The organism is Aeromonas sp. R7-2 (genome assembly GCF_040908105.1).
GTDB classification, from domain to species: domain Bacteria; phylum Pseudomonadota; class Gammaproteobacteria; order Enterobacterales; family Aeromonadaceae; genus Aeromonas; species Aeromonas caviae.
Window position 1 is genome coordinate 270,916 of the sequence record NZ_JBFODC010000020.1, and the last position, 19,866, is coordinate 290,781.

Annotated in this window: 16 protein-coding genes; 10 read left to right on the forward strand and 6 right to left on the reverse strand. The window is 63.8% G+C overall.

Annotation, left to right across the window (positions count from 1 at the left end):
• Nucleotides 1-45 precede the first annotated feature (45 nt).
• The 4 genes from cydD to AB5Y47_RS06635 all read left to right on the forward strand — a co-directional run bounded on the left by cydD (nt 46) and on the right by AB5Y47_RS06635 (nt 4,433).
• Complete coding sequence (gene cydD, locus AB5Y47_RS06620) at nt 46-1,821, forward strand: cysteine/glutathione ABC transporter permease/ATP-binding protein CydD (RefSeq protein ID WP_139737425.1); 1,776 nt, start codon at nt 46-48, stop codon at nt 1,819-1,821.
• Nucleotides 1,814-3,559: a cysteine/glutathione ABC transporter ATP-binding protein/permease CydC gene (gene cydC, locus AB5Y47_RS06625; RefSeq protein WP_102948739.1), complete on the forward strand. Its 1,746-nt coding sequence runs from the start codon at nt 1,814-1,816 to the stop codon at nt 3,557-3,559. The genes cydD and cydC overlap by 8 nt, the downstream gene beginning before the upstream one ends.
• A gap of 107 nt (nt 3,560-3,666) precedes the next feature.
• On the forward strand, nt 3,667-4,038 hold the full coding sequence (rcsF, locus tag AB5Y47_RS06630; protein WP_010673578.1) for an Rcs stress response system protein RcsF: 372 nt from the start codon (nt 3,667-3,669) through the stop codon (nt 4,036-4,038).
• Nucleotides 4,039-4,046: 8 nt separating this feature from the next.
• On the forward strand, nt 4,047-4,433 hold the full coding sequence (locus AB5Y47_RS06635; RefSeq protein ID WP_125117404.1) for a DUF488 domain-containing protein: 387 nt from the start codon (nt 4,047-4,049) through the stop codon (nt 4,431-4,433).
• A gap of 70 nt (nt 4,434-4,503) precedes the next feature.
• On the opposite strand, the gene AB5Y47_RS06640 is transcribed toward AB5Y47_RS06635, so the two are convergent.
• Nucleotides 4,504-5,499 (reverse strand): NAD-dependent epimerase/dehydratase family protein, encoded by a 996-nt coding sequence (locus tag AB5Y47_RS06640; RefSeq protein WP_368220045.1) that lies wholly within the window; start codon nt 5,497-5,499, stop codon nt 4,504-4,506.
• A 305-nt stretch (nt 5,500-5,804) separates the two neighbouring features.
• Here AB5Y47_RS06640 and tsaA point away from each other — a divergent pair, with 305 nt between their 5' ends.
• A complete protein-coding gene (gene tsaA / locus AB5Y47_RS06645; protein ID WP_111736035.1) occupies nt 5,805-6,509 on the forward strand; it encodes a tRNA (N6-threonylcarbamoyladenosine(37)-N6)-methyltransferase TrmO in 705 nt (234 codons plus the stop codon).
• 68 nt (nt 6,510-6,577) lie between these two features.
• On the opposite strand, the gene AB5Y47_RS06650 is transcribed toward tsaA, so the two are convergent.
• Genes AB5Y47_RS06650 through AB5Y47_RS06660 form a run of 3 tightly spaced genes read right to left on the reverse strand, consistent with a single transcriptional unit; the run spans nt 6,578 to nt 9,764 of the window.
• Nucleotides 6,578-7,699 carry a beta-ketoacyl-ACP synthase III gene (locus AB5Y47_RS06650; protein WP_368220046.1) on the reverse strand — a complete coding sequence of 374 codons (1,122 nt, stop codon included), beginning with the start codon at nt 7,697-7,699 and terminating at the stop codon, nt 6,578-6,580.
• Nucleotides 7,700-7,754: 55 nt separating this feature from the next.
• Nucleotides 7,755-8,918, reverse strand: coding sequence for a VWA domain-containing protein (locus tag AB5Y47_RS06655; protein WP_109422231.1), 1,164 nt, complete (start codon nt 8,916-8,918; stop codon nt 7,755-7,757).
• Between the two features lie 3 nt (nt 8,919-8,921).
• Nucleotides 8,922-9,764, reverse strand: a complete 843-nt coding sequence (locus AB5Y47_RS06660) for a MoxR family ATPase (RefSeq protein ID WP_323951922.1) — start codon at nt 9,762-9,764, stop codon at nt 8,922-8,924.
• Between the two features lie 163 nt (nt 9,765-9,927).
• Here AB5Y47_RS06660 and cysK point away from each other — a divergent pair, with 163 nt between their 5' ends.
• The 5 genes from cysK to AB5Y47_RS06685 all read left to right on the forward strand — a co-directional run bounded on the left by cysK (nt 9,928) and on the right by AB5Y47_RS06685 (nt 14,723).
• On the forward strand, nt 9,928-10,896 hold the full coding sequence (gene cysK / locus AB5Y47_RS06665; RefSeq protein WP_010673571.1) for a cysteine synthase A: 969 nt from the start codon (nt 9,928-9,930) through the stop codon (nt 10,894-10,896).
• A 443-nt stretch (nt 10,897-11,339) separates the two neighbouring features.
• Nucleotides 11,340-11,597 (forward strand): HPr family phosphocarrier protein, encoded by a 258-nt coding sequence (locus tag AB5Y47_RS06670; protein WP_005303128.1) that lies wholly within the window; start codon nt 11,340-11,342, stop codon nt 11,595-11,597.
• Between the two features lie 44 nt (nt 11,598-11,641).
• Complete coding sequence (gene ptsI / locus AB5Y47_RS06675) at nt 11,642-13,369, forward strand: phosphoenolpyruvate-protein phosphotransferase PtsI (RefSeq protein WP_041213301.1); 1,728 nt, start codon at nt 11,642-11,644, stop codon at nt 13,367-13,369.
• 43 nt (nt 13,370-13,412) lie between these two features.
• Complete coding sequence (crr, locus tag AB5Y47_RS06680; protein ID WP_010673569.1) at nt 13,413-13,922, forward strand: PTS glucose transporter subunit IIA; 510 nt, start codon at nt 13,413-13,415, stop codon at nt 13,920-13,922.
• A 255-nt stretch (nt 13,923-14,177) separates the two neighbouring features.
• The gene (locus tag AB5Y47_RS06685) at nt 14,178-14,723 is read left to right on the forward strand and encodes a cytochrome b (protein WP_010673568.1); all 546 of its coding nucleotides are present in this window, start codon (nt 14,178-14,180) and stop codon (nt 14,721-14,723) included.
• An 81-nt stretch (nt 14,724-14,804) separates the two neighbouring features.
• Here the strand turns inward: AB5Y47_RS06685 and AB5Y47_RS06690 are convergent, their stop codons facing one another.
• Together AB5Y47_RS06690 and AB5Y47_RS06695 are read right to left on the reverse strand one after the other, a co-directional pair.
• On the reverse strand, nt 14,805-18,560 hold the full coding sequence (locus AB5Y47_RS06690) for an AAA family ATPase (RefSeq protein ID WP_109422229.1): 3,756 nt from the start codon (nt 18,558-18,560) through the stop codon (nt 14,805-14,807).
• Nucleotides 18,557-19,783 carry an exonuclease SbcCD subunit D C-terminal domain-containing protein gene (locus AB5Y47_RS06695; protein WP_043155829.1) on the reverse strand — a complete coding sequence of 409 codons (1,227 nt, stop codon included), beginning with the start codon at nt 19,781-19,783 and terminating at the stop codon, nt 18,557-18,559. Before AB5Y47_RS06695 ends, AB5Y47_RS06690 begins: the two co-directional genes overlap by 4 nt.
• Nucleotides 19,784-19,866 lie beyond the last annotated feature (83 nt).

Consider the following 19,866-nt stretch of genomic DNA (forward strand, 5'->3'; position numbering starts at 1 on the left):
TGGGGGCGACGATAGTCTTGCGCCACTCGTTTGAGGAGGGTGGTAATGGACAAGAACAGACAGAAACATCTCTATGGCTGGTTGCGCAAACAATCGGGCCATGGTCGGCGCTGGATCGGCATCTCCATCGCCTTCGGGCTGGGTCAGGGCGTCCTGATGGTGATGCAGGCCTGGTTGCTGGCGACCCTGCTTCACGGTTTCATCATCGAAGGCTCCACGCCGAAGCACTCCGCCCCCCTCTTCATCAGTCTGTTGCTGGTGACCCTGACCAAGGCGGCCCTGGCCTATGGCCGCGAGGTGGCGAGTTTCAAGGCGGGCAGTGCGGTGCGCCAGGCCATCCGCGAGCTGGTGCTCACCCGCCTCGCCAGGCTCGGCCCTGCTTATATCCAGCGTCGTCCCGCCGGTAGCTGGGCCAGCCTGCTGCTCGAGCAGATCGAAGAGATGCAGGACTTCTTCTCCCGCTATCTGCCCCAGATGGCCATCGCCGTCTTTATTCCCCTGGTGATCCTGGTCTCCGTGTTCCCGGTCAACTGGGCGGCGGGCCTCATTCTGCTCGGCACGGCCCCCCTCATTCCTCTCTTCATGATCCTGGTGGGGGTGGGTGCCGCCGATGCCAACCGCCGCAACTTCCAGTCGCTGGCGCGCCTCTCAGGCCACTTCCTCGATCGCCTGAAGGGACTGCGCACCCTGCAGCTTTTCATGCGTACCCGGGCGGAAGGGGAGGCCATCCGCGATGCATCGGAAGATTTTCGCGAGCGCACCATGGAGGTGCTGCGCCTCGCCTTCCTGAGCACGGCCGTGCTGGAGTTCTTCGCCGCCATCGCGGTGGCCCTGGTGGCCGTCTACTTCGGTTTCTCCTACATCGATCACCTCAACTTTGGCAGCTATGGTGTCAAGGTCACCCTCTTTACCGGCCTGTTCGTGCTCTTCCTCGCCCCCGAGTTCTACGCGCCGCTGCGGGAACTCGGTGCCCACTATCACGCCAAGGCACAGGCCATTGGCGCCGCCGAACAACTGCTGGAATTTCTCGAGGCCGACGTGAGCGAACCCGCCTCCGGGACGCTCCCCTTCCATGCGGATGGCCCCGTCAAGGTAGAAGCCCGCAGCCTGGAAGTGCTGAGCGCCGAGGGCAAGGTGCTGGTCGGTCCCCTCGATTTCACGCTGGAAGCCGGCACGCGCACCGCCCTGGTCGGCATCAGCGGCGCGGGCAAGAGCTCCCTGGTCAATGCCCTGCTCGGTTTTGCCCCCTATCGCGGTTCCCTGTGCGTCAACGGAGTGGAACTTCGTACCCTGGACATCAGCCAGTGGCGCCAGCAGCTAGGCTGGCTCTCCCAGAATCCCCAACTCTTCCACAGCTCCCTGCGGGACAACCTGCTGCTGGCCAGACCATCCGCCAGCGACGCCGAGCTGGAATCCGCGCTCAAGCGCGCCCAGGCTTGGGAGTTCGTCAATGAGAAAGGGCTGGACTATCGGGTCGGGGATCAGGCGGGCGGCCTCTCCGTCGGCCAGGCCCAGCGCATCGCCCTTGCCCGTACCCTGCTCAAGACGACCCAAATGATGGTGCTGGATGAACCCACTGCCAGCCTGGATCGCCATTCTGAGCGGGCCGTCATGAGCGCCCTCGAACAGGCCGCACAAGGTCAGACCCTGCTGATGATCACCCACCGCCTCGATCAGCTCAGCCAGATGGACAACATCCTGGTGCTGGCGCACGGCAAGCTGGTGGAGCAGGGACGTTTTGCCGCACTCGGCGAGGCCCAGGGCCCCTTCGCCCGCCTCCTGTCGCAATCCCAAGGTTTCGGAGACTCTCTCGATGACTGATCTATTGCCGTTCCTGCGCCTTTATCGCCAGCACTGGCTCAGCCTCTCCATCGGCCTGCTGCTGGCCCTGGTCACCCTGGTGGCCGGCATGGGCCTGCTCTCCCTCTCCGGCTGGTTCCTCTCCGCCGCCGCCGTCGCCGGGCTGGCGGTCGCCACCCGAGACACCTTCAACTACATGACCCCTGCGGGGGGCGTGCGTTTCTTCTCCATCGTGCGCACCGCCAGTCGCTGGGGCGAGCGGGTCGTGAGCCACGACGCCACCTTCCGGGTGCTGACCCGGCTGCGGGTCTGGTTCTGGCAAAAGCTCTCCCCTCTCTCCCCCGGCTCCCTTGCCGGTTTTCGCCAGGCTGACCTGCTCAACCGTCTGGTGGCCGACATCGATGCCATGGATCACGTCTATCTGCGCCTCATCACCCCCATTGGGGCGGCGCTGCTGAGCTGCGCCGGGCTGGTCTTCTTCCTCTCCTTCTTCGATGGTCGCCTAGCGCTGACGCTGGGAGCCATTCTGCTCTTTGGCATGCTGGCCTTGCCCCTGGTCTTCTATTTTGCCGGGCGCGCGCCGGGCCGTCAGCTCATCGCCGAGAAGTCCAACCTGCGCACCCGCATGGTGGACTATCTGGACGGCCAGGCCGAACTGCAGATGTTCGCCGCCGCTCCCGAGGCGCTCACCGGATTGCAGCAGGCGGAGCAGGCCCTGATCCGGGCCCAGGCCCGCATGGCCCGCGTCAGCGGCCTGGCCGCCTTCTCGGTGCAGTTGCTGAGCGGCTGGACTCTGACCCTGATGCTCTGGCTGGCCGGTCACGGCGTCGGTGGCAGTGCCCCTGACCCCATCACGGCACTCATGGTGTTCGCTACCCTGGCGAGCTTCGAGGCGCTGCTGCCGCTGGCCGGTGCCTTCCAGCACCTCTCCACCAGCCTCACCTCCGCCCGCCGTCTCAACGAGATCCTGCAAGAGGCCAAGGCGCCGGAGTGGGGCGCACAGCAAGCCCCCGCTGCCCGGGGTGCCGTGCAGATAAGCGACCTGTATTTCACCTATCCAGGCCAGGATGCACCCGTGCTGCAAGGGTGCACCCTGCAACTGCATGCCGGAGAGAAGCTGGCGCTGCTGGGGCAGACCGGCTGTGGCAAGTCCACCCTGATGGGGTTGCTGACCCGGGAATGGACGGCCCTATCGGGGGAGATCCTGCTCGATGGCAAGCCCCTCACCGATTACAGCGAAGAGGCGCTGCGCGCCTCCTGCTCCGTGGTGAGCCAGCGGGTCCACCTGTTTGCCGATACCCTGCGTGGCAACCTCACCCTGGCCGCCCCCGGAGCCAGCGACGAACGGCTCATCGAGGTGCTCACCCAGGTGGGGCTCGGGACTCTGCTGCGCGATGAGGGTGAGCAGGCCGAACAGGGGCTGGATGCCTGGCTCGGGGATGGCGGGCGTCCGCTCTCCGGCGGGGAGCGCCGCCGCATCGGCATCGCCCGCGCCCTGCTCCACGATGCACCGCTCTGGCTGCTGGACGAGCCCACCGAAGGGCTCGATACCCAGACCGAACGGGAGATCATGGATCTGCTGCTGACCCTGGGGGCGGATCGCACCCTGCTGCTCATCTCCCACCGCCTGCTGGGGCTGGAACGGATGGACAGGGTAGCCCTGATGGAAGAGGGTCGCATCCGTTTGTGTGCCCCCCACCAGGAGCTGCTGGAAGATGATCACTACCGCAGCCTGCACCGGCGGCTGGCCCCCGCCTGATCCGGGGTCGTCTCGCTACAATCCATTGATATGGCTAAAAATGGGGCTGGTCGCCATCGGCGACTGCCCCCTATAATGGCCCACTCGCCACCCAACAAGATGCCGATATGAAACGCCTGATCCTGATGATGCCCCTGATTGCCTCCGGTTGCGCCGACTTCGCCTTCAACAGCAATCTGGACAAGGAAAACTTCGACGAGTACTTCAAGCCGGGGAGCGTGCGGATCTACGAGCAGAGCGAGCTCGCCGACCTCAACTACCTCTATCTCGGCACCGTCGAGGGGGAATCCTGCCAGAGCGATGCCAATCAGGCGGTGCCCAATGCCGGTGAAGCCCGCACCCTGGCCCGCCGCCGCGTGGCGGACATGGGGGGCAACGGCGTCAGCTTCGACAAGTGTGCCGAGTTCAGCGACGTGCCCGGCTGCCTGAAACAGGTGATCTGCTACGGTCAGGCGCTGAAAGTGGCCGAAGAGAAGTAAGTCCTGCCATGGCGATCGCCATCGTGCGACTCGGCAGCCCCCGCCTCGAGGATGAGGGGCTTCGCATCGGCACCGTGCGTCGCCCCCCTCGCGGCGTGCCCAAAGCGGCGTTCGCCAGCCAGGATTGGTACGACGTCTGGTTCCCCAATCTGGCCCCCAGCGCCGAGACCATGAAACTCGGTCAGACTGCCGACACCCCGGCCCGGTGGACCGCCTTCTGCAAGCAGTACAAGGCCGAGATGGCCGCCCCGGCCGCGAGGCACGATCTGGCCCTGCTGGCCGCCCTCTCCCACACCACCCATTTCTCGGTGGGATGCTACTGCGAACAGGAGTCCCGCTGCCATCGCAGTGTGCTGAGAACCCTGCTGGCCGAGGCGGGGGCATTGCTGCGCTGAGCCCCGTCATGGATGAACACCCCACATGAGAATAGGGCACCCCGGGGTGCCCTCTCCTTTATGATGTCAGCTAGTACGCATTCGATGACAGGGGAAGCGCCCCCCGTCGTCGCAGGGCCTGTTCCTCGTCAGGGGTCATGCCCGGCAGCGGCCCCCGGGGGTTGCTGGCAAGCCATACCACCAGATCGTCAACCGTCTCCTCCAGGGGGCGAAAGTTCAGCCCATGGACGATGGCGGCCTCGGCGCTGATGGTGCCATACCCAGCATACTCGGGCAGCTCGTTTGGCAGCAGCGTGGGATAGCTTTGCCAGGGCGCCACCCCTGCCGCCATCAGGTCACGCCAGGGAGCCCACTCGAGCAGCAAGGGGGTCACTGGCGTCAGCCGGGCAGCGAGACGCTCCACCCAGTCGTTCAGTGCAATGCCGGGCTTGATCAGGTTGAAGCACCCAGCGAGTCGCTGCTCGGCAGCCCGCAGCACGAACTCGGCGCAGTCGCGCACATCCAGGTATTGCAGCCTGTCCTCCCCCAGCCCCGGCAAGAGCCAGTGCCCGCCCCGCTGCACCCGCCTCACCCACCAGGCAAGACGAGCTGTCGGGTCAAAGGGGCCGCAGAGCACGCCGGGGCGCAGGGTGCACAGGCGATCTCCCCAGCGGGCGCGATACACCGACTCGCACAGCACCTTGAGGGGGCCGTAGTCGGTGGGCGCTCCTGCCATCTCGTGCAGGGGGGCCGACTCATCCATGCCGGGTTGGGAAAAATCGCGATAGACACTGATGGTGGAGATGAAGATGAGCCGTTCGCAGCGCCCCAGCAGGGCGTCAGAGAGCCCTTCGGCCTGTTCGGGGCGATAGCAGCAGGTGTCGATGACCAGATCCCAGTTCCGCCCTTCGCCCCGCAAGGGGGCCAGGTCCCCGTCTCTGTCCCCGTGAAGCTGGGTCAGCTCCCGCCAATCCGGGTGCTGGCGGTGGCCGCGATTGAACAGCGTCACCTCGTGCCCCCAATCCAGGGCCAGCGTGGTCAGGTGGCGACCCAGAAAGCCGGTGCCGCCGATAATCAACAATTTCATCCCTGTCTCTCCTCTATGGCGCCCTCTCCTTGCAGCCCCTCCACGGGCAGCCGAAACGGCCATGGCCTGGCATGGTGAGCACACGCCCTGATGCCGCCAGGCATATCGTCATGGTGCGGGCAGCAGATTCCTTGTCCGCTCCCCCGCCACCCCTTTTGCCGCCCCACCCTACGCAAGTTGGCATCAGGACACAGTCCCCGGGCACCGGGTCTGGGATCGGGATCACAGGGGCCGCGTCCTGGTACTCCCCCTGCGTTTTCGGCGTGCCTGTGCTACATTGCCTGGGTTTTCAGCCAGGATCCGCCATGAAGTTCGATATCGATACCCTAGGGATCATCCGCTCTCCCTACAAGGAGAAGTTCGCCATACCCCGCCAGCCCGGCCTGGTCAGCGCGGCTCGCGCCCGCCTCGAACTGCTTCCTCCCTATGATCAGCCCGATGCGCTGCGCGGCATCGAGCAATTCTCCCATCTCTGGATCAGCTTCGTGTTTCACCAGACCATGGATCAGGGCTGGCACCCGACGGTGCGCCCGCCGCGCCTCGGCGGCAACGAGCGGGTCGGGGTCTTTGCCACCCGCTCCACCTTCCGCCCCAACCCCCTTGGCCTCTCCGTGGTCGAGCTGCACGGGGTGGGACGTGAGCGCGGCAAGCTCTGGCTCGAGCTGGGCGCCGTGGACTTGCTCGACGGCACCCCCGTCGTCGACATCAAGCCCTATGTCCCCTATGCCGACAGCCTGCCCCACGCCCGTGGCGGTTTCGCCCCCGATGCCCCCACCCCGCCGCTGGCGGTGAGCTTCAGCGCCCAGGCCGAGCAGCAGCTCGCCCCCTGGCTCAAGGCCCACCCGGAGCTGCGTGAACTGGTGAGGGAGGTGCTGGCTCAGGATCCCCGCCCTGCTTACAAGAAGGGCAAGCCGGATGACAAGGTGTACGGTGTCAGATTGTTCGATGTGAACGTGCGATTTCAGATAAAAGAACCGCAATGTCAGGTACTGGCCATCGAGCCTGCTTGAAAAAGCCTCTCGGGCAGCATGAAAAAGCCACCCTCCCGGGTGGCTTTTTCATGGGCAAAACAGGGTGCTCAGCGCCGCTGCAGCAGCAGGCTGCCGATGGAGTAACCGGCCCCAAAGGAGCAGAGCACTCCGCGAGCCCCGCTCGGCAGATCCTGGTTGAAGAGGTGGAAGGCGATGATGGAACCCGCCGAGCTGGTGTTGCCGTAGCGGTCGAGGATGACAGGCGCCTCCTGCTGGCAGGCGTCATGGCCCAGCAACTTGCGACCGATGAACTGGTTCATGGTCAGATTCGCCTGATGGAGCCAGAGCCGGCTCAAGCCATCGGCCGCCCATCCCTGCTCCGCCAGCTGGGAGGCTATCTGATCGCACACCAGGGGCAGCACCTCCTTGAACACCTTGCGCCCCTGCTGGCGGAACAGCTTGTCGTCGCCGTAGCGGGTGCGCGGGCTGAGCCGGTTCAGGAAGCCGAAGTTGTTGCGGATGTTGTTGGAGTACTGGGTCACCAGCTTGCTGGCCACCAGTTGCCAGGGGTTGGCCACCTGGCAATCGGCCTCCCGCTCCAGCAGCACGGCGGTACAGGCGTCGCCGAAGATGAAGTGACTGTCCCGATCGCGGAAGTTGAGGTGACCCGAGCAGATCTCCGGATTGACCACCAGCGCCAGCCGGGCGGTGCCTGCCGCCAGCATGTCTGCGGCGGTCTTGATCCCGAAGGTGGCGGAAGAGCAGGCCACGTTCATGTCGAACGCCAGGCCGCTGGCGCCGAGATAGTGCTGCAATTCGATGGCCAGCGCCGGGTAGGGGCGCGGCATGTTGGAGGCGGCGACGATGACAAGATCGATCTCCCCCGGTTCACGACCGGCGGCGATCAGCGCCTGCTCGGCGGCCGCCACCGCCATCTCCACCATGATGGAGGGCTGATCGTCCGGGCGCTCCGCCATGAGCGGTTGCATGATGTCGGGATCCAGCACCCCCTCGCTGCTCACCAGATAGCGGCTCTTGATGCCGGAGGCCTTCTCGATGAACTCGCAGCTCGAGTGCTGCTTGGCAGGCAGCTGCCCTGCATCGATGGCGGAGGCGTTCTCCTCGTTGTAGAGATCCACGTACTGGTTGAAGGCCGCCACCAGCGCTTCATTGCTGACGGCAAAGGGAGGGGTATAGAGGCCTGAGCCACTGATTACGATAGAGGTCATCTTTGCTCCTGGCCGGGTGCAATCCCGGCTTGTCTGTTTTTTAGGGTTCAGAGGGTCACAGCTGGTCGATGGCCGCAGCCAGACCCGCCAGGGTCAGCGGGTGCATCCGCCCGCCGATCAATTCGTTCATCAACTTGATGGAGGGGTGCCACAGCCACTCCTGCCTTGGCAGCGGATTGACCCACACCATCTTGGGGAAATGTTGTTGCAGGCGCCCGAGCCACACCTGGCCGGGCTCCTCGTTCCAGTACTCTACGCTGCCACCTGGCCAGGTGATTTCATAGGGGCCCATCTTCGCATCCCCCACCACCATCACCCTGTAGTCGCTGCCGTAGGTGCGCAGCAGCCGCAGGGTATCGAACCGATCATCAAGGCGCCTGGCATTGTCCTGCCAGACGAAGTCGTAGAGGCAGTTGTGAAAATAGAAGAACACCAGGTGCTTGAACTCGTGGCGCAGGGCCGAAAAGAGGCGCTGCACCTCGGCCACATGGGCATCCATGGAGCCCCCCACATCGAAGAAGACCAGCAGCTTGACCCCGTTGTGGCGCTCGGGCCGCAGCTTCACATCGAGCCAGCCTTGCCTGGCCGAGCTTTGGATGGTGTCGTCGAGATCCAGCTCGTCGGGATTGCCCCGGCGCACCCAGCGCCTGAGCTTGCGCAGGGCGAGCTGGATGGCGCGCTGCCCCAGGGGCGAGTCGTCACTGAAGTTGCGAAAGTGGCGCGCTTCCCACACCTTGGTCGCCCGCCCGTGCTGGCCCTCTCCCCCCATGCGGATCCCTTCCGGGTGATAGCCGCCGTGACCGAACGGGCTGCTGCCCCCGGTGCCGACCCACTTGTTGCCGCCGGCGTGACGCTCCTTCTGCTCGTTCAAGCGCTGGTTGAGGGTCGCCAGCAGCTTGTCCAGCCCGCCAAGGGATTGGAGCAACGCCTTCTCCTCCGGGCTTAACAGTCGCTCGAACTCCTTGCGCAGCCAGTCGTCAGGCAGGCTCTCCGGCAACAGGGGGATGGCGGCCAACCCCTCGTAATACTCGGCGAAGGCGCGATCGAAGCGATCATAGTGCGCCTCGTCTTTCACCAGCAGGCAGCGGGATAGCTGGTAGAACTCGTCCATGTCGAGGCTGGCCAGCTGGGCAGCCAGCGCCGCGTGCAAGTCCAGCAATTCGCGCAGGCTGCAGGGGAGCTTGTGACGGCGCAGATGGGTAAAAAAGTCGATCAGCATGGGTCAGCTGCCGCGTCTGGCCAGAAAAGCGAGCTTCTCAAACAGATGCAGGTCCTGCTCGGTCTTGAGCAGGGCACCGTAGAGTGCGGGCACCAGCTTGCCGGGCTCACGGGTGCGCAGGGCTTCGGGGGCGATATCGTCCGCCAACAGCAGCCGGATCCAGTCCAGCAGCTCGGAGGTGGACGGCTTCTTGCGCAGCCCCTCTACCGCACGCAGCTCAAAGAAGAGCGTCATCGCCTCGTCGAGCAGCCGATCCTTGAGGTTTGGGTAGTGGAGCTTGACGATGGCCTGCATCTCGGCCTTGTCGGGGAAGCGGATGTAGTGGAAGAAACAGCGGCGCAGGAAGGCGTCCGGCAGCTCTTTTTCGTTGTTGGAGGTGATGATGACCACGGGTCGCTGGCGGGCCTTGACTCGCTCGCCGGTCTCGTAGACATCGAACTCCATCCGATCCAGCTCCAGCAGCAGATCGTTGGGAAACTCGATGTCCGCCTTGTCGATTTCATCTATGAGCAGCACTGGCCGCTGCTCTGCGCTGAAGGCCTGCCACAGCTTACCCCGGCGGATGTAGTGGCCTATCTCCCCTACCCTGGGGTCACCGAGCTGGGAGTCTCGCAGCCGGGCGACGGCATCGTATTCGTAGAGCCCCTGCTGGGCCTTGGTGGTGGACTTGATGTGCCAGCTGATGAGCTCGGCGCCCAGGGACTCGGCCACCGCCTCCGCCAGCACTGTCTTGCCCGTACCGGGCTCACCCTTGATGAGCAGCGGCTTCTCCAGCACGATGGCGGCATCGACGGCCATCTTCAGTGCCTGTGATGCGAGATAGCGGTCGCTTCCTGCAAATCCCATGAGATCCCTTCCATTGGATGCCCAGGCAGCGGGAGCCCCCTCGGCAAGAGAGAATAAGTTCTATATGTTGTAATAACATATTGTTATAACGATTCGTCACTTCTCATTCAGAAACCACAGGGTAATCTTGTTTCATCGCCTTAACAAACACAGGGATAGCACCATGAGCAAAATTTTTGAGGACAACAGCCAGACCATAGGCAACACCCCGCTTGTTCGTCTCAACCGTGTTACCAAGGGCCGCGTGCTGGCCAAGATAGAGAGCCGCAACCCAAGCTTCAGCGTCAAGTGCCGGATCGGTGCCAACCTCATCTGGGATGCCGAGAAACGCGGCGTGCTGACCAAGGGCAAGGAGATCATCGAGCCCACCAGCGGCAACACGGGCATTGCCCTGGCATTCGTGGCTGCGGCCCGCGGCTATCCCATCACCCTGACCATGCCGGCCACCATGAGCCTGGAGCGCCGCAAGCTGCTCAAGGCCCTGGGTGCCAACCTGGTGCTGACCGAAGGTCCCCTCGGCATGAAGGGCGCCATTGCCAAGGCCAACGAGATCCTCGAATCCGAGCCGGGCAAGTACGTGCTGCTGCAACAGTTTGAAAACCCGGCCAACCCGGAAATCCACGAGCAGACCACTGGCCCCGAGATCTGGGACGCCACCGATGGCGAGGTGGATGTGTTCGTGGCGGGCGTCGGCACCGGCGGCACCATCACCGGGGTCTCCCGCTACATCAAGAAGACCAAAGGCAAGGCCATCGTCTCCGTGGCGGTCGAGCCCAGCGAATCCCCCGTCATCAGCCAGAAACTGGCGGGTGAAGAGATAAAGCCCGGTCCCCACAAGATCCAGGGCATCGGCGCCGGCTTCATCCCGGGCAACCTGGATTTGAGCCTGCTGGACCGCGTCGAGCAGGTGAGCAGTGACGAAGCCATCGAGATGGCCCGCCGCCTGATGGAAGAGGAAGGGATCCTGGCCGGTATCAGCTCCGGCGCTGCCGTGGTCGCTGCCAACCGTCTGGCCGAGCAGCCGGAGTTCGAAGGGAAAACGATTGTCGTCATCCTGCCGAGCGCCGCCGAGCGTTACCTCTCCAGCGCCCTCTTCGCCGGTGTGTTCAGCGAGCAGGAATTGCAGCAGTAGTTGATCAGCCAACACCAACACGACGGCGCTCCTCGGAGCGCCGTTTTCATTATGCGCTAAACTCTCTAGCCACCAGTGCCACTCGGCCCCTTATTTTTTGGGGTAAAATAACAAAATTGGATATGACAAAAAAAGCAGACATTCTGTGATAAATCTCATATCCTGTGCGGCGTCACGAGGTGTTTGCTGGCAAGGTATCACAAGGTAACAAAGTGTTATTTTTCGTTATAAAATAATTTCAGGCCAGTCCTGACGCGGCTTGCAGCCTGATAGCGAAAAAATACCTGGCCACAACGCCGAATACTGCACAGAAAATTGACCTGGATTAAACCATTGCAGGTCTGATTTCGTTACTTTACAACATATCCATACTGACACGGTGAGACAGGAAGCCTCATTGGCGACCATCTCTCCAAACAATATCAATAATATGGGGTGAAACCATGTACGAGAAGTCTGTTGTTATTACTGCTGAAAACGGCCTGCACACCCGTCCTGCAGCTCAGTTCGTGAAAGAAGCCAAAGAATTCCAAAGTGAGATCACTGTGGTCTCCGGTGGCAAATCCGCCAGCGCCAAGAGCCTGTTCAAGCTCCAGACCCTGGGTCTGACCAAAGGCACCAACGTGACCATCCAGGCTGACGGCCCGGACGCTCAGAAAGCCGTTGAGAAGCTGGTTGCCCTGATGGACGAGCTGGAGTAATCCAGCTTTATTCCTCCCCCACAGTCGTTTTAATAGGAAGGATTATGATATCTGGCATTCTTGCGTCCCCCGGTATCGCATTCGGCAAGGCGCTTCTTCTGAAAGAAGATGAAATCGTTATCAATCAGGGCAAGATTCCCGCCGAACAGATTGATGCCGAGATCAACCGCTTCCTCGAAGCCCGCACCAAGTCAGCCGCACAGCTGGAAGCCATCAAAGAGATGGCCGGTCGCACCTTCGGTGAAGAAAAAGAGGCCATCTTCGAAGGCCACATCATGCTGCTCGAAGATGAAGAGCTGGAAGGGGATATCAGATCCTTCATCAAAGAACACAAGGCCTCTGCCGACAGAGCCGTTCACGAGGTGATCGAACAGTACGCCAAGATGATGGCCGATCTGGATGACCCCTATCTGCGTGAGCGCGCCACCGACTTCCGTGACATCGGCACCCGTCTGGTCAAGAACGTACTGGGCATCGCCGTTGTCAACCTGAGCACCATCGACGAAGAGGTCATCCTGGTCGCCAAAGACCTGACCCCGTCTGAAACCGCTCAGATCAACCTGAAATACGTGCTGGGCTTCGTCACCGACATCGGTGGCCGTACCTCCCACACCTCCATCATGGCCCGCTCCCTGGAGCTGCCGGCCGTCGTGGGCACCAACGACATCACCGAGCGCGTCAAGAACGGTGACATGCTGGTGCTGGATGCGATCAACAACCAGGTCATCATCAACCCGACCGCCGACCAGTTGAACGAAGCCAAGAAGTTCCAGGCCCAGTTCCAGGCCGAGAAGGACGAGCTGGCCAAGCTCAAAGACCTGCCTGCCATCACCCTGGATGGCCACCAGGTCGAAGTGTGCGCCAACATCGGGACCGTCAAGGACACCGAAGGTGCCATCCGCAACGGCGCCGAAGGCGTGGGTCTGTACCGTACCGAGTTCCTGTTCATGGACCGTGACGCGCTGCCGACCGAAGACGAGCAGTTCAAGGCTTACAAAGAAGTGGCCGAAGCCATGCCGGATCAACCGATCATCGTCCGTACCATGGACATCGGCGGCGACAAAGAACTGCCCTACATGAATTTCCCGAAAGAGATGAATCCCTTCCTGGGCTGGCGTGCCGTGCGTATCTTCTTCGATCGCACCGACATCATGCACGCCCAGCTGCGGGCCATCCTGCGTGCGTCTGCCTTCGGCAAACTGCGCATCATGTTCCCGATGATCATCTCCGTCGAAGAGTTCCGCAGCCTGAAGGCTACCGTGGAGACGCTGAAAGCCGAACTGCGTGCCGAAGGCAAAGCCTTTGATGAATCCATCGAAGTCGGTATCATGATCGAGACCCCGGCCGCGGCCGTGATGGCTCATCATCTGGCCAAGGAAGTGGATTTCTTCAGTATCGGTACTAACGACCTGACCCAGTACACCCTGGCTGTCGACCGTGGTAACGAGATGATTTCCGCCATGTACAACCCGCTGTCACCCTCCGTCCTGACCCTGATCAAGATGGTGATCGACGCTTCCCATGACAATGGCAAGTGGACCGGTATGTGCGGTGAACTGGCTGGTGACGAACGCGCCACCCTGCTGCTGCTGGGTATGGGTCTGGATGAGTTCTCCATGAGCGCCATCTCTGTACCGCGTATCAAGAAGCTTATCCGCAACACCAACTTCGAAGATGTGAAGGCCATGGCCGACCAGGCGCTGAGCTTTGCCACCGCCGCCGAAATCGAAGCGTGCGTAGATAACTTTATTAAGCAGAAGGCAGTCTGCTAAGATCGGCTGCAAACAGCGACAATCATCTCTAGGAGCTTTTACTATGGGTCTGTTCGACAAACTGAAGAAACTGGTTTCCGACGACAGTTCTGACACTGGCGGCATCGAAATCTTTGCTCCGCTGTCCGGCGAAATCGTCCCCATCGAAGATGTGCCTGACGTCGTCTTCGCCGAGAAGATCGTCGGCGACGGCATCGCCATCAAACCGGCCGGCAACAAGATGGTTGCTCCGTGCGACGGCACCATCGGCAAAATCTTCGAGACCAACCACGCGTTCTCTCTGGAGTCCGACTCTGGTATCGAGCTGTTCGTTCACTTCGGTATCGACACCGTCGAGCTGAAGGGTGAAGGTTTCACCCGTATCGCTCAGGAAGGTCAACAGGTCAAGCGCGGTGACACCATCATCGAGTTCGATCTGGCCGTTCTGGAAGCCAAAGCCAAGTCTACCCTGACACCTGTGGTCATCTCCAACATGGACGAGATCAAAGAGCTGGTGAAGATGACTGGCGCCGTGACCGTGGGCGAAACCCCGGTGATCCGCATCAAGAAATAATGCGCCCTGGCCTGACGCCAGCGACCGCCAAAAACCGAAGCCTGGTGCTTCGGTTTTTTTTTTGCCCCTTCCATCTCCCGATACTCCATGGGCTCCCGCACAGGTCAGCATGACGGCAAACAGGCAGAAATGTTATCGAGATCAACACGGGCATAAGCAAGCCGAGTACCCTCAAGAGGGATACCTGCGGGTCCTTTGGCTCGATATGAGACGGGATGAAAAGAGATAAACCGCTTAAGTGGCGAGGAGACAACGATGCTGAGAAATACCGAACAACGTTATGGCAGCCTGAGCATAGGGCTGCACTGGTTGACCCTGCTGCTGATGATCGCCGTCTATGCGCTGATGGAGTTCAGGGACATCTTCCCCAAAGGGTCGGCCGGCCGCGACCTGATGAAGGAGTTTCACTTCATGGTGGGTCTGCTGATCCTGGCGCTGGTGGTCGTGCGCCTGCTGGTGCGCGTGGGTAGCCCTTCACCGCGTATCGTGCCCGAGCTCTCCCCCCTGATGCTCACGCTGGCCAAGCTCGCCCACCTGGCGCTCTATGGCTTCTTGCTCCTCACTCCGCTGCTGGGCTGGCTGCTGCTGAGTGCGGGCGGCAAGCCCATCCCCTTCTTCGGCCTGGCGCTCCCCGCCCTCATCGCGCCCGACGACGGCCTGAAGGGCACCATCAAGGAGTTGCACGAGACGCTGGCCAACATTGGCTATGCCCTGATTGCCCTGCACGCGGCGGCAGCCATCTACCACCACCATGTGCTCAAAGACAACACCCTGACCAATATGCTGCCCGAGCGCAAATAACCAGCAACGAGTTGCACACCAACAAAAAGGCCCCTGTGACAGAGGCCTTTTTGTTCATGGAGGGCCATGGGCGACACGTCGTCAGCCGGGCAATACCACCCGGCTTTCGCCGCCACCGAGGGCCTCCACCCGCACCTGCACGCCGATCCGCTCCACCAGGGTCTGCACGTGGGAGATGACCCCGATCTGGCGACCGGCCGCCTGCAGGGAATCGAGGCTGGCAAGCGCCAGATCCAGGCTGTCGGGGTCGAGGGTGCCGAAGCCTTCGTCGATGAACAGCGATTCGACCTGGGTCTGGCGCGACGACAGGCTGGATAGGGCCAGCGCCAGCGCCAGCGACACCAGGAAGCTTTCACCGCCGGAGAGGGAATCCACCGAACGTACCTCATCCCCCATGTCGAGATCCACCACCTGCAGCGCCAGATCGGTGCCGGGCACCCGCTCCAGCCGATAGCGGGGGGAGAGCTCGGCGAGCTGGGCGTTGGCCTCCAGCAGCAGCCGCTCCAGGGTGAGGCTCTGGGCGAAGGTGCGCAGCTTGGCGCCGCTGGCCGAACCGATAAGGTCACAGAGGCGCTGCCAGTGATCCGCCACCGCCTGCTGGGCAGCCAGTTCCTCCTGCAAGGTGCCCGCTTTGAGGGCCGCCGCCTCGGCCTGGGCCAGCGTGCTCTTGCACTGGAACAACTGCTCGTCGAGAGCGCGGCAGTGCGCCTCCAGCGCCGTCAGCCGGCTGTCGAGCTCCGGCGGCGCCAACGCGGCCAGCTCGGGGTGATGCTCGCGGTAACGATCCCGCTTGCTCTCCTCCAGTGCCAGCGCCCGCTGCCGCTCGGTCAAACGGGTACGCGCCTCGGCGCGGGCATCCTCCAGCGCCTGCAAGGCGGCGCGGCGCCCCTTGAGCTCATCCGGGCTCATGGCCAGCAGGCGGCGCAGGTCATATTCGGCGATGCCGAGGCTGCTGGCGTGGGCAGCCCAGCGCCCCAGCACCTCCCGTCGCCGACGGCTGCTCACCTGCTTCTCCTGCTCCAGATGGCTGAGACGGGTCTTGAGCTCGGTCTGGCGCTCGCGCAGGGCGCGGGCCGCCCCCTGCATCGTCTCCAGCTCGCTCGCCAGCTGCTGCAGCCGCTGCTGCCAGCGGCTCTCGACCAAGGCAATCTCCTCGCCCCCCAGACAGGTGGCACGGCTGGTGACCAGCCCCTGCCGTTGCTGTTCGTGCTCCTTGTAGTCGCGCTCGAGCTTGTGCAGCAGCTCGCGCTGGGTCTGCAGGCGTGCCTCCTGGGCGCTCAGGGCCGGGGTGAGGCTGGCAATCTCGCCGGTCAGCCGCTCCCACTCGCTCTGGCCGTGCAGCCAGGCCTCGCAGGCCCGCTGCCACTCATGCCACTGCTGGCTGCCCAGCCACTGACGCCAGGGCTGGCCTCCCATCTGCTCGTCGAGCCGGCTGCCCCCCTGCTCAAGGCGCTGGCGCAGGGTCGTTTCCTGCTCGCCCATCCCCTTCACCTCCCCTTCCAGGGCGATGCGCTGGCGGTCGGCCTCCTGCCACTGCTGCTCGAACTGCTGGTGCTGGCTGGCCAGCTGACTCAGCTGCTGGCGCACGGCCTGCAACTGCTGCTGCCCCTGCTGGGCCTCGCGCAGTTGCTGCTGGCTGCGGACCAGCCCCTGCTCCAGACTCTGGCCGCGACCGAGCAGGGTACTCATCAATTCGTTCCACTCGATCGGGCTCTGACGTAGCGGCAACGGATGGCCCAGCAGCTCGGCACCGCCGAGCTGCTGCCAGCGCTGGGTCAGCTGCTCGGCGCGCGTCTCCAGCTCAGGTAGATGTTGCTGACGCACCGCCAGCTGGCGGGCCAGCTCCTGGCGTTCACTCTCGCACTGAATGTATTGGTGATTGAGCCGCTCCCACTCAAGCTCCAGGCTGCGGACGCGCTCCGCCAGCTGGCCGAGAATACCGGCCACCTGCGGCTGGCTCTGGTGATAGGGGTGCTCCTCGGCGCCGCAGAGCGGGCAAGGTTCACCGTCGCGCAGGATGTGGCGATGCTGCTCGAAACTGGCGATGGCGCGGGACTGCTCCAGCGCGTGGCGCGCCTCGTCCCGCTGCAGGGCGAGCCGCTCACGGGCCGGCGCCAGCTCGTCGCCGAGAATAGCCAGCTTGCCGAGCGCCTGCTCCAGCTGGGCGATCTCCTGCTGCAGGCGACCATGCTGCTCGCCGTGATTGCGGCCATAGTCCGCCAGCTCCAGCAGCTGGCGCAGCTGGCCCAGTTGTTCGCTCTGCTGCTGCCACTGCTCCTGCGCCTTGGCCAGGCGCCCCTCCCACTGCTGCTCCTGCAGCTCGTGCTGTTGCTGCTGCAGCCGCTCCTGCTCGCGCAGCCAGTAGTCGCGCTCCTGCTGCCCCTGCTCCAGCTGGTGCTGCAACTGCCTGAGGGCGCGCAGCTTGTGTTCGCGCAGGGTAAGGAGCTGCTGCAGCCTGTCGGCATCCTCGGCCCAATCCTGCATGGCGGTGAGCAGGGGCTGCCATTGGCGGGCGACCGGCGCCAGCTCCTTGTGCTCCTCGAGCCAGGCACCCCACTGCTGGTGCTGGCGCTTGAGCTGCTCCACCTGCTGACTCTGCTGGCGCCAGCCCTGCTCCAGGGTGAGCTGCACCTCCCGCTCCTGCGCCCCCTCCTGCTGGATCTTCTGCAGTTGCTGCTGCTTTTCCCGAATCCGGGTATCGAGCTCCTGCGCCCGTTTGAGTTCGGGCTGCAGGGCGCCCCACTCGCGCTCGGCGGCGATCTTCTCCGCCAGCAGTTGCTGTTCGGTGAGGGCGCTCTGCTGGGTCTGCTCCTCCAGCTTGCCAAGTTCGGGACCAAGCTCGGCCAGCGCCTTCTCCTGCTGCTGCACCTCCAGGGTGAGGCGAGCCAGCTCGTCGTGATCGGCGCGGGCCACCTGGGCCTGCTCGGCGCGGGCGAACTCCTCCCGCTCGGGGGCGGCCGCAGCGTGGGCCACCTCGGCCGCGGCAAGGGCCGCCTCTCCCTCCTGACAGGCCTGCAACTGGGCGGCGATGCGGCCGTTGAGATCGCGCAAGTCCTGCATCAGCTGCTGTTGCTGCTGCTCGTGCTTGAGGCTGGTGGCAAGGCTTATCTGCTGGCTCACCCACTGCTCGCGGGTCGCCTCGTCCATCAGCGCCACGTCACCGAGCCGCTGGCTGATGGCAGCCAGTTTCTGCTGCTCCTCCCGCGCCCGCTCATGGGTCTGGACCGAAATGGCGGAGTAGAGCTCGGTGCCAGTCATCCGTTCGAGCAGGGCCGAACGCTCATCGGCGCTCGATTTTAGGAAGGCGGCAAACTCCCCCTGCGGCAGGATGACGGCGCGGCGAAACTGCTCCCAGGAGAGCCCCACCAGCTCGTCGATGCGATCCTGCAGCTCCCGCTTGCTGCCACTGAACACCTGGCCCGACGCCACGTCGGTCAGGCTGCGCTCCTGGGCCTGAAAGCGCCCCTCGGCGCGGTTGCGGGCCCGGCGCACCGCCCAGCGGGCCAGCCAGATGCGGCCGTCACAGCCGCGAAACTGCACCTCGGCAAAACCGCTGGCGTGGCCGCGGCTGAGGATGCCGCGCACGTCGTTGGCCTTGAGCTTCTCCTCGTCATCCATGCGGCCCACTTCGGCGACATTCTTGCGATTGGCGATAAAGCGCGGCATCTCGTCGTAGAGCGCCAGACAGATGGCATCGAGCAGGGTGCTCTTGCCCGCGCCGGTATTGCCGGTGATGGCAAACAGGCCGGCAGCCCCCAGAGCGCCACCGGCAAAATCGATGGTGAATTGACCGGTCAGGCTGGCCAGATTCTCCCCTGACAGCGACAAGATTTTCATTGGCTGGACTCCTTCACCTGCTCCAGGATCTCTTCAAACGACGCCACCAGCTCGGCCTCCGGCTCCCCGTCGAACTGACGCTGATAGCAGAGGCGAAACACCTCGGTGGGGGAGAGCTCATCGAGCCTGCGCTGGCCGGCACCATCCGCCAGCCCCTGGCCCGAGCCCTGATAACTGGTCGTGATGCGGGCAAGGCGCACCGGCTTGTCGCCGATGGCGGCCAGCACGCGCTCGCGGATGCGGGCCTCGGGTTTGGGCAGCAGCAGCCGCACCTCGAGGAAGGGCTGCGCCTGCTGCGGGCAAGCGGGTAGCGCCAGCGCCTCGATGGCCTGGAGCGCCTCGTCAAGGCCGCTCTGGGGCAGCCGGATCATCTCCACCGCGCGGGGCACCGGGATCCGCTCAAGGCGGGCCAGTTTGCCCCTCTCAAACGTCACCTCCAGCACCTGATGGTTGTAATTCGCCTCGGCCAGCGAGAGCGGCAGCGGCGAGCCGCTGTAGTGCACCCCCTCGGCCGGACTCTGGGCCAGGTGCAGGTGACCCAGCGCCGTGTAGTCGGCGGCGGCAAACAGCTCGGCAGGCAAAGCGTGCTGGTTGCCGCCGAGCACCCGCCGCTCGGAGAGCTCGGAGAGCTGGCCCGCCGCCAGATAGGCGTGGCCCATGGCGATGAGGGCCTGATCCGGATGGCAGCGCGCCCGCCCCTCGCTCAGCACCGCCTCATAGACTTGGCGTACCCCTTCGATGAGTCTGTCCTGCCCCTCCCTGAGCCCGTCGGGGCGCAGATCGCTACTGCGCAGAAACGGCACGGCGGCGCACCAGGCGGCCACCTCGCCGTTCTTGCCTCGCAGCGGCACCAGCAGGCGCTCGGTCTCGAGGCGCCCCTCGTCGTCCCGGCTGATGCTGCCCACCAGATGGAGGTCGAAAGCGCGCAGCAGCTCGTGGGGGGCATCCAGCTTGGAGGGAGAGTCGTGGTTGCCGCCGATGAGCACCATCTCCAGTGCCGGGTGCTCGGCCCGCAGCCGTGCCAGGAAGCGGTAGAGCTGCTGCCAGGCACTGGCGGGAGGGTTGGCGGTGTCGAACAGATCGCCCGCCACCAGCAGGGCATCGATGTCGCGGGTCTTGATGGTGTCGGCCAACCAGTCGAGGAAGGCGTCGTGTTCGAAGCGGCGGTCGTGGCCGTGAAGCTGATGACCGAGGTGCCAGTCGGCGGTGTGCAGGATCTTCATGGAAAACGGCTCGATAAGGAGAAGAGAGCGGGGGCGAGGGCGCCCCGGGATGGAAACAAGATGAGGATGGAGCCCCCCGTTTT

What these genes read in the sequence shown, in the direction of transcription:
- cydD (WP_139737425.1), top strand. Translation starts at nt 46, where the DNA reads ATGGACAAGAACAGACAGAAACATCTCTATGGCTGGTTGCGCAAACAA.
- cydC (WP_102948739.1), top strand. Translation starts at nt 1,814, where the DNA reads ATGACTGATCTATTGCCGTTCCTGCGCCTTTATCGCCAGCACTGGCTC.
- rcsF (WP_010673578.1), top strand. Translation starts at nt 3,667, where the DNA reads ATGAAACGCCTGATCCTGATGATGCCCCTGATTGCCTCCGGTTGCGCC.
- AB5Y47_RS06635 (WP_125117404.1), top strand. Translation starts at nt 4,047, where the DNA reads ATGGCGATCGCCATCGTGCGACTCGGCAGCCCCCGCCTCGAGGATGAG.
- AB5Y47_RS06640 (WP_368220045.1), bottom strand. Translation starts at nt 5,499, where the DNA reads ATGAAATTGTTGATTATCGGCGGCACCGGCTTTCTGGGTCGCCACCTG.
- tsaA (WP_111736035.1), top strand. Translation starts at nt 5,805, where the DNA reads ATGAAGTTCGATATCGATACCCTAGGGATCATCCGCTCTCCCTACAAG.
- AB5Y47_RS06650 (WP_368220046.1), bottom strand. Translation starts at nt 7,699, where the DNA reads ATGACCTCTATCGTAATCAGTGGCTCAGGCCTCTATACCCCTCCCTTT.
- AB5Y47_RS06655 (WP_109422231.1), bottom strand. Translation starts at nt 8,918, where the DNA reads ATGCTGATCGACTTTTTTACCCATCTGCGCCGTCACAAGCTCCCCTGC.
- AB5Y47_RS06660 (WP_323951922.1), bottom strand. Translation starts at nt 9,764, where the DNA reads ATGGGATTTGCAGGAAGCGACCGCTATCTCGCATCACAGGCACTGAAG.
- cysK (WP_010673571.1), top strand. Translation starts at nt 9,928, where the DNA reads ATGAGCAAAATTTTTGAGGACAACAGCCAGACCATAGGCAACACCCCG.
- AB5Y47_RS06670 (WP_005303128.1), top strand. Translation starts at nt 11,340, where the DNA reads ATGTACGAGAAGTCTGTTGTTATTACTGCTGAAAACGGCCTGCACACC.
- ptsI (WP_041213301.1), top strand. Translation starts at nt 11,642, where the DNA reads ATGATATCTGGCATTCTTGCGTCCCCCGGTATCGCATTCGGCAAGGCG.
- crr (WP_010673569.1), top strand. Translation starts at nt 13,413, where the DNA reads ATGGGTCTGTTCGACAAACTGAAGAAACTGGTTTCCGACGACAGTTCT.
- AB5Y47_RS06685 (WP_010673568.1), top strand. Translation starts at nt 14,178, where the DNA reads ATGCTGAGAAATACCGAACAACGTTATGGCAGCCTGAGCATAGGGCTG.
- AB5Y47_RS06690 (WP_109422229.1), bottom strand. Translation starts at nt 18,560, where the DNA reads ATGAAAATCTTGTCGCTGTCAGGGGAGAATCTGGCCAGCCTGACCGGT.
- AB5Y47_RS06695 (WP_043155829.1), bottom strand. Translation starts at nt 19,783, where the DNA reads ATGAAGATCCTGCACACCGCCGACTGGCACCTCGGTCATCAGCTTCAC.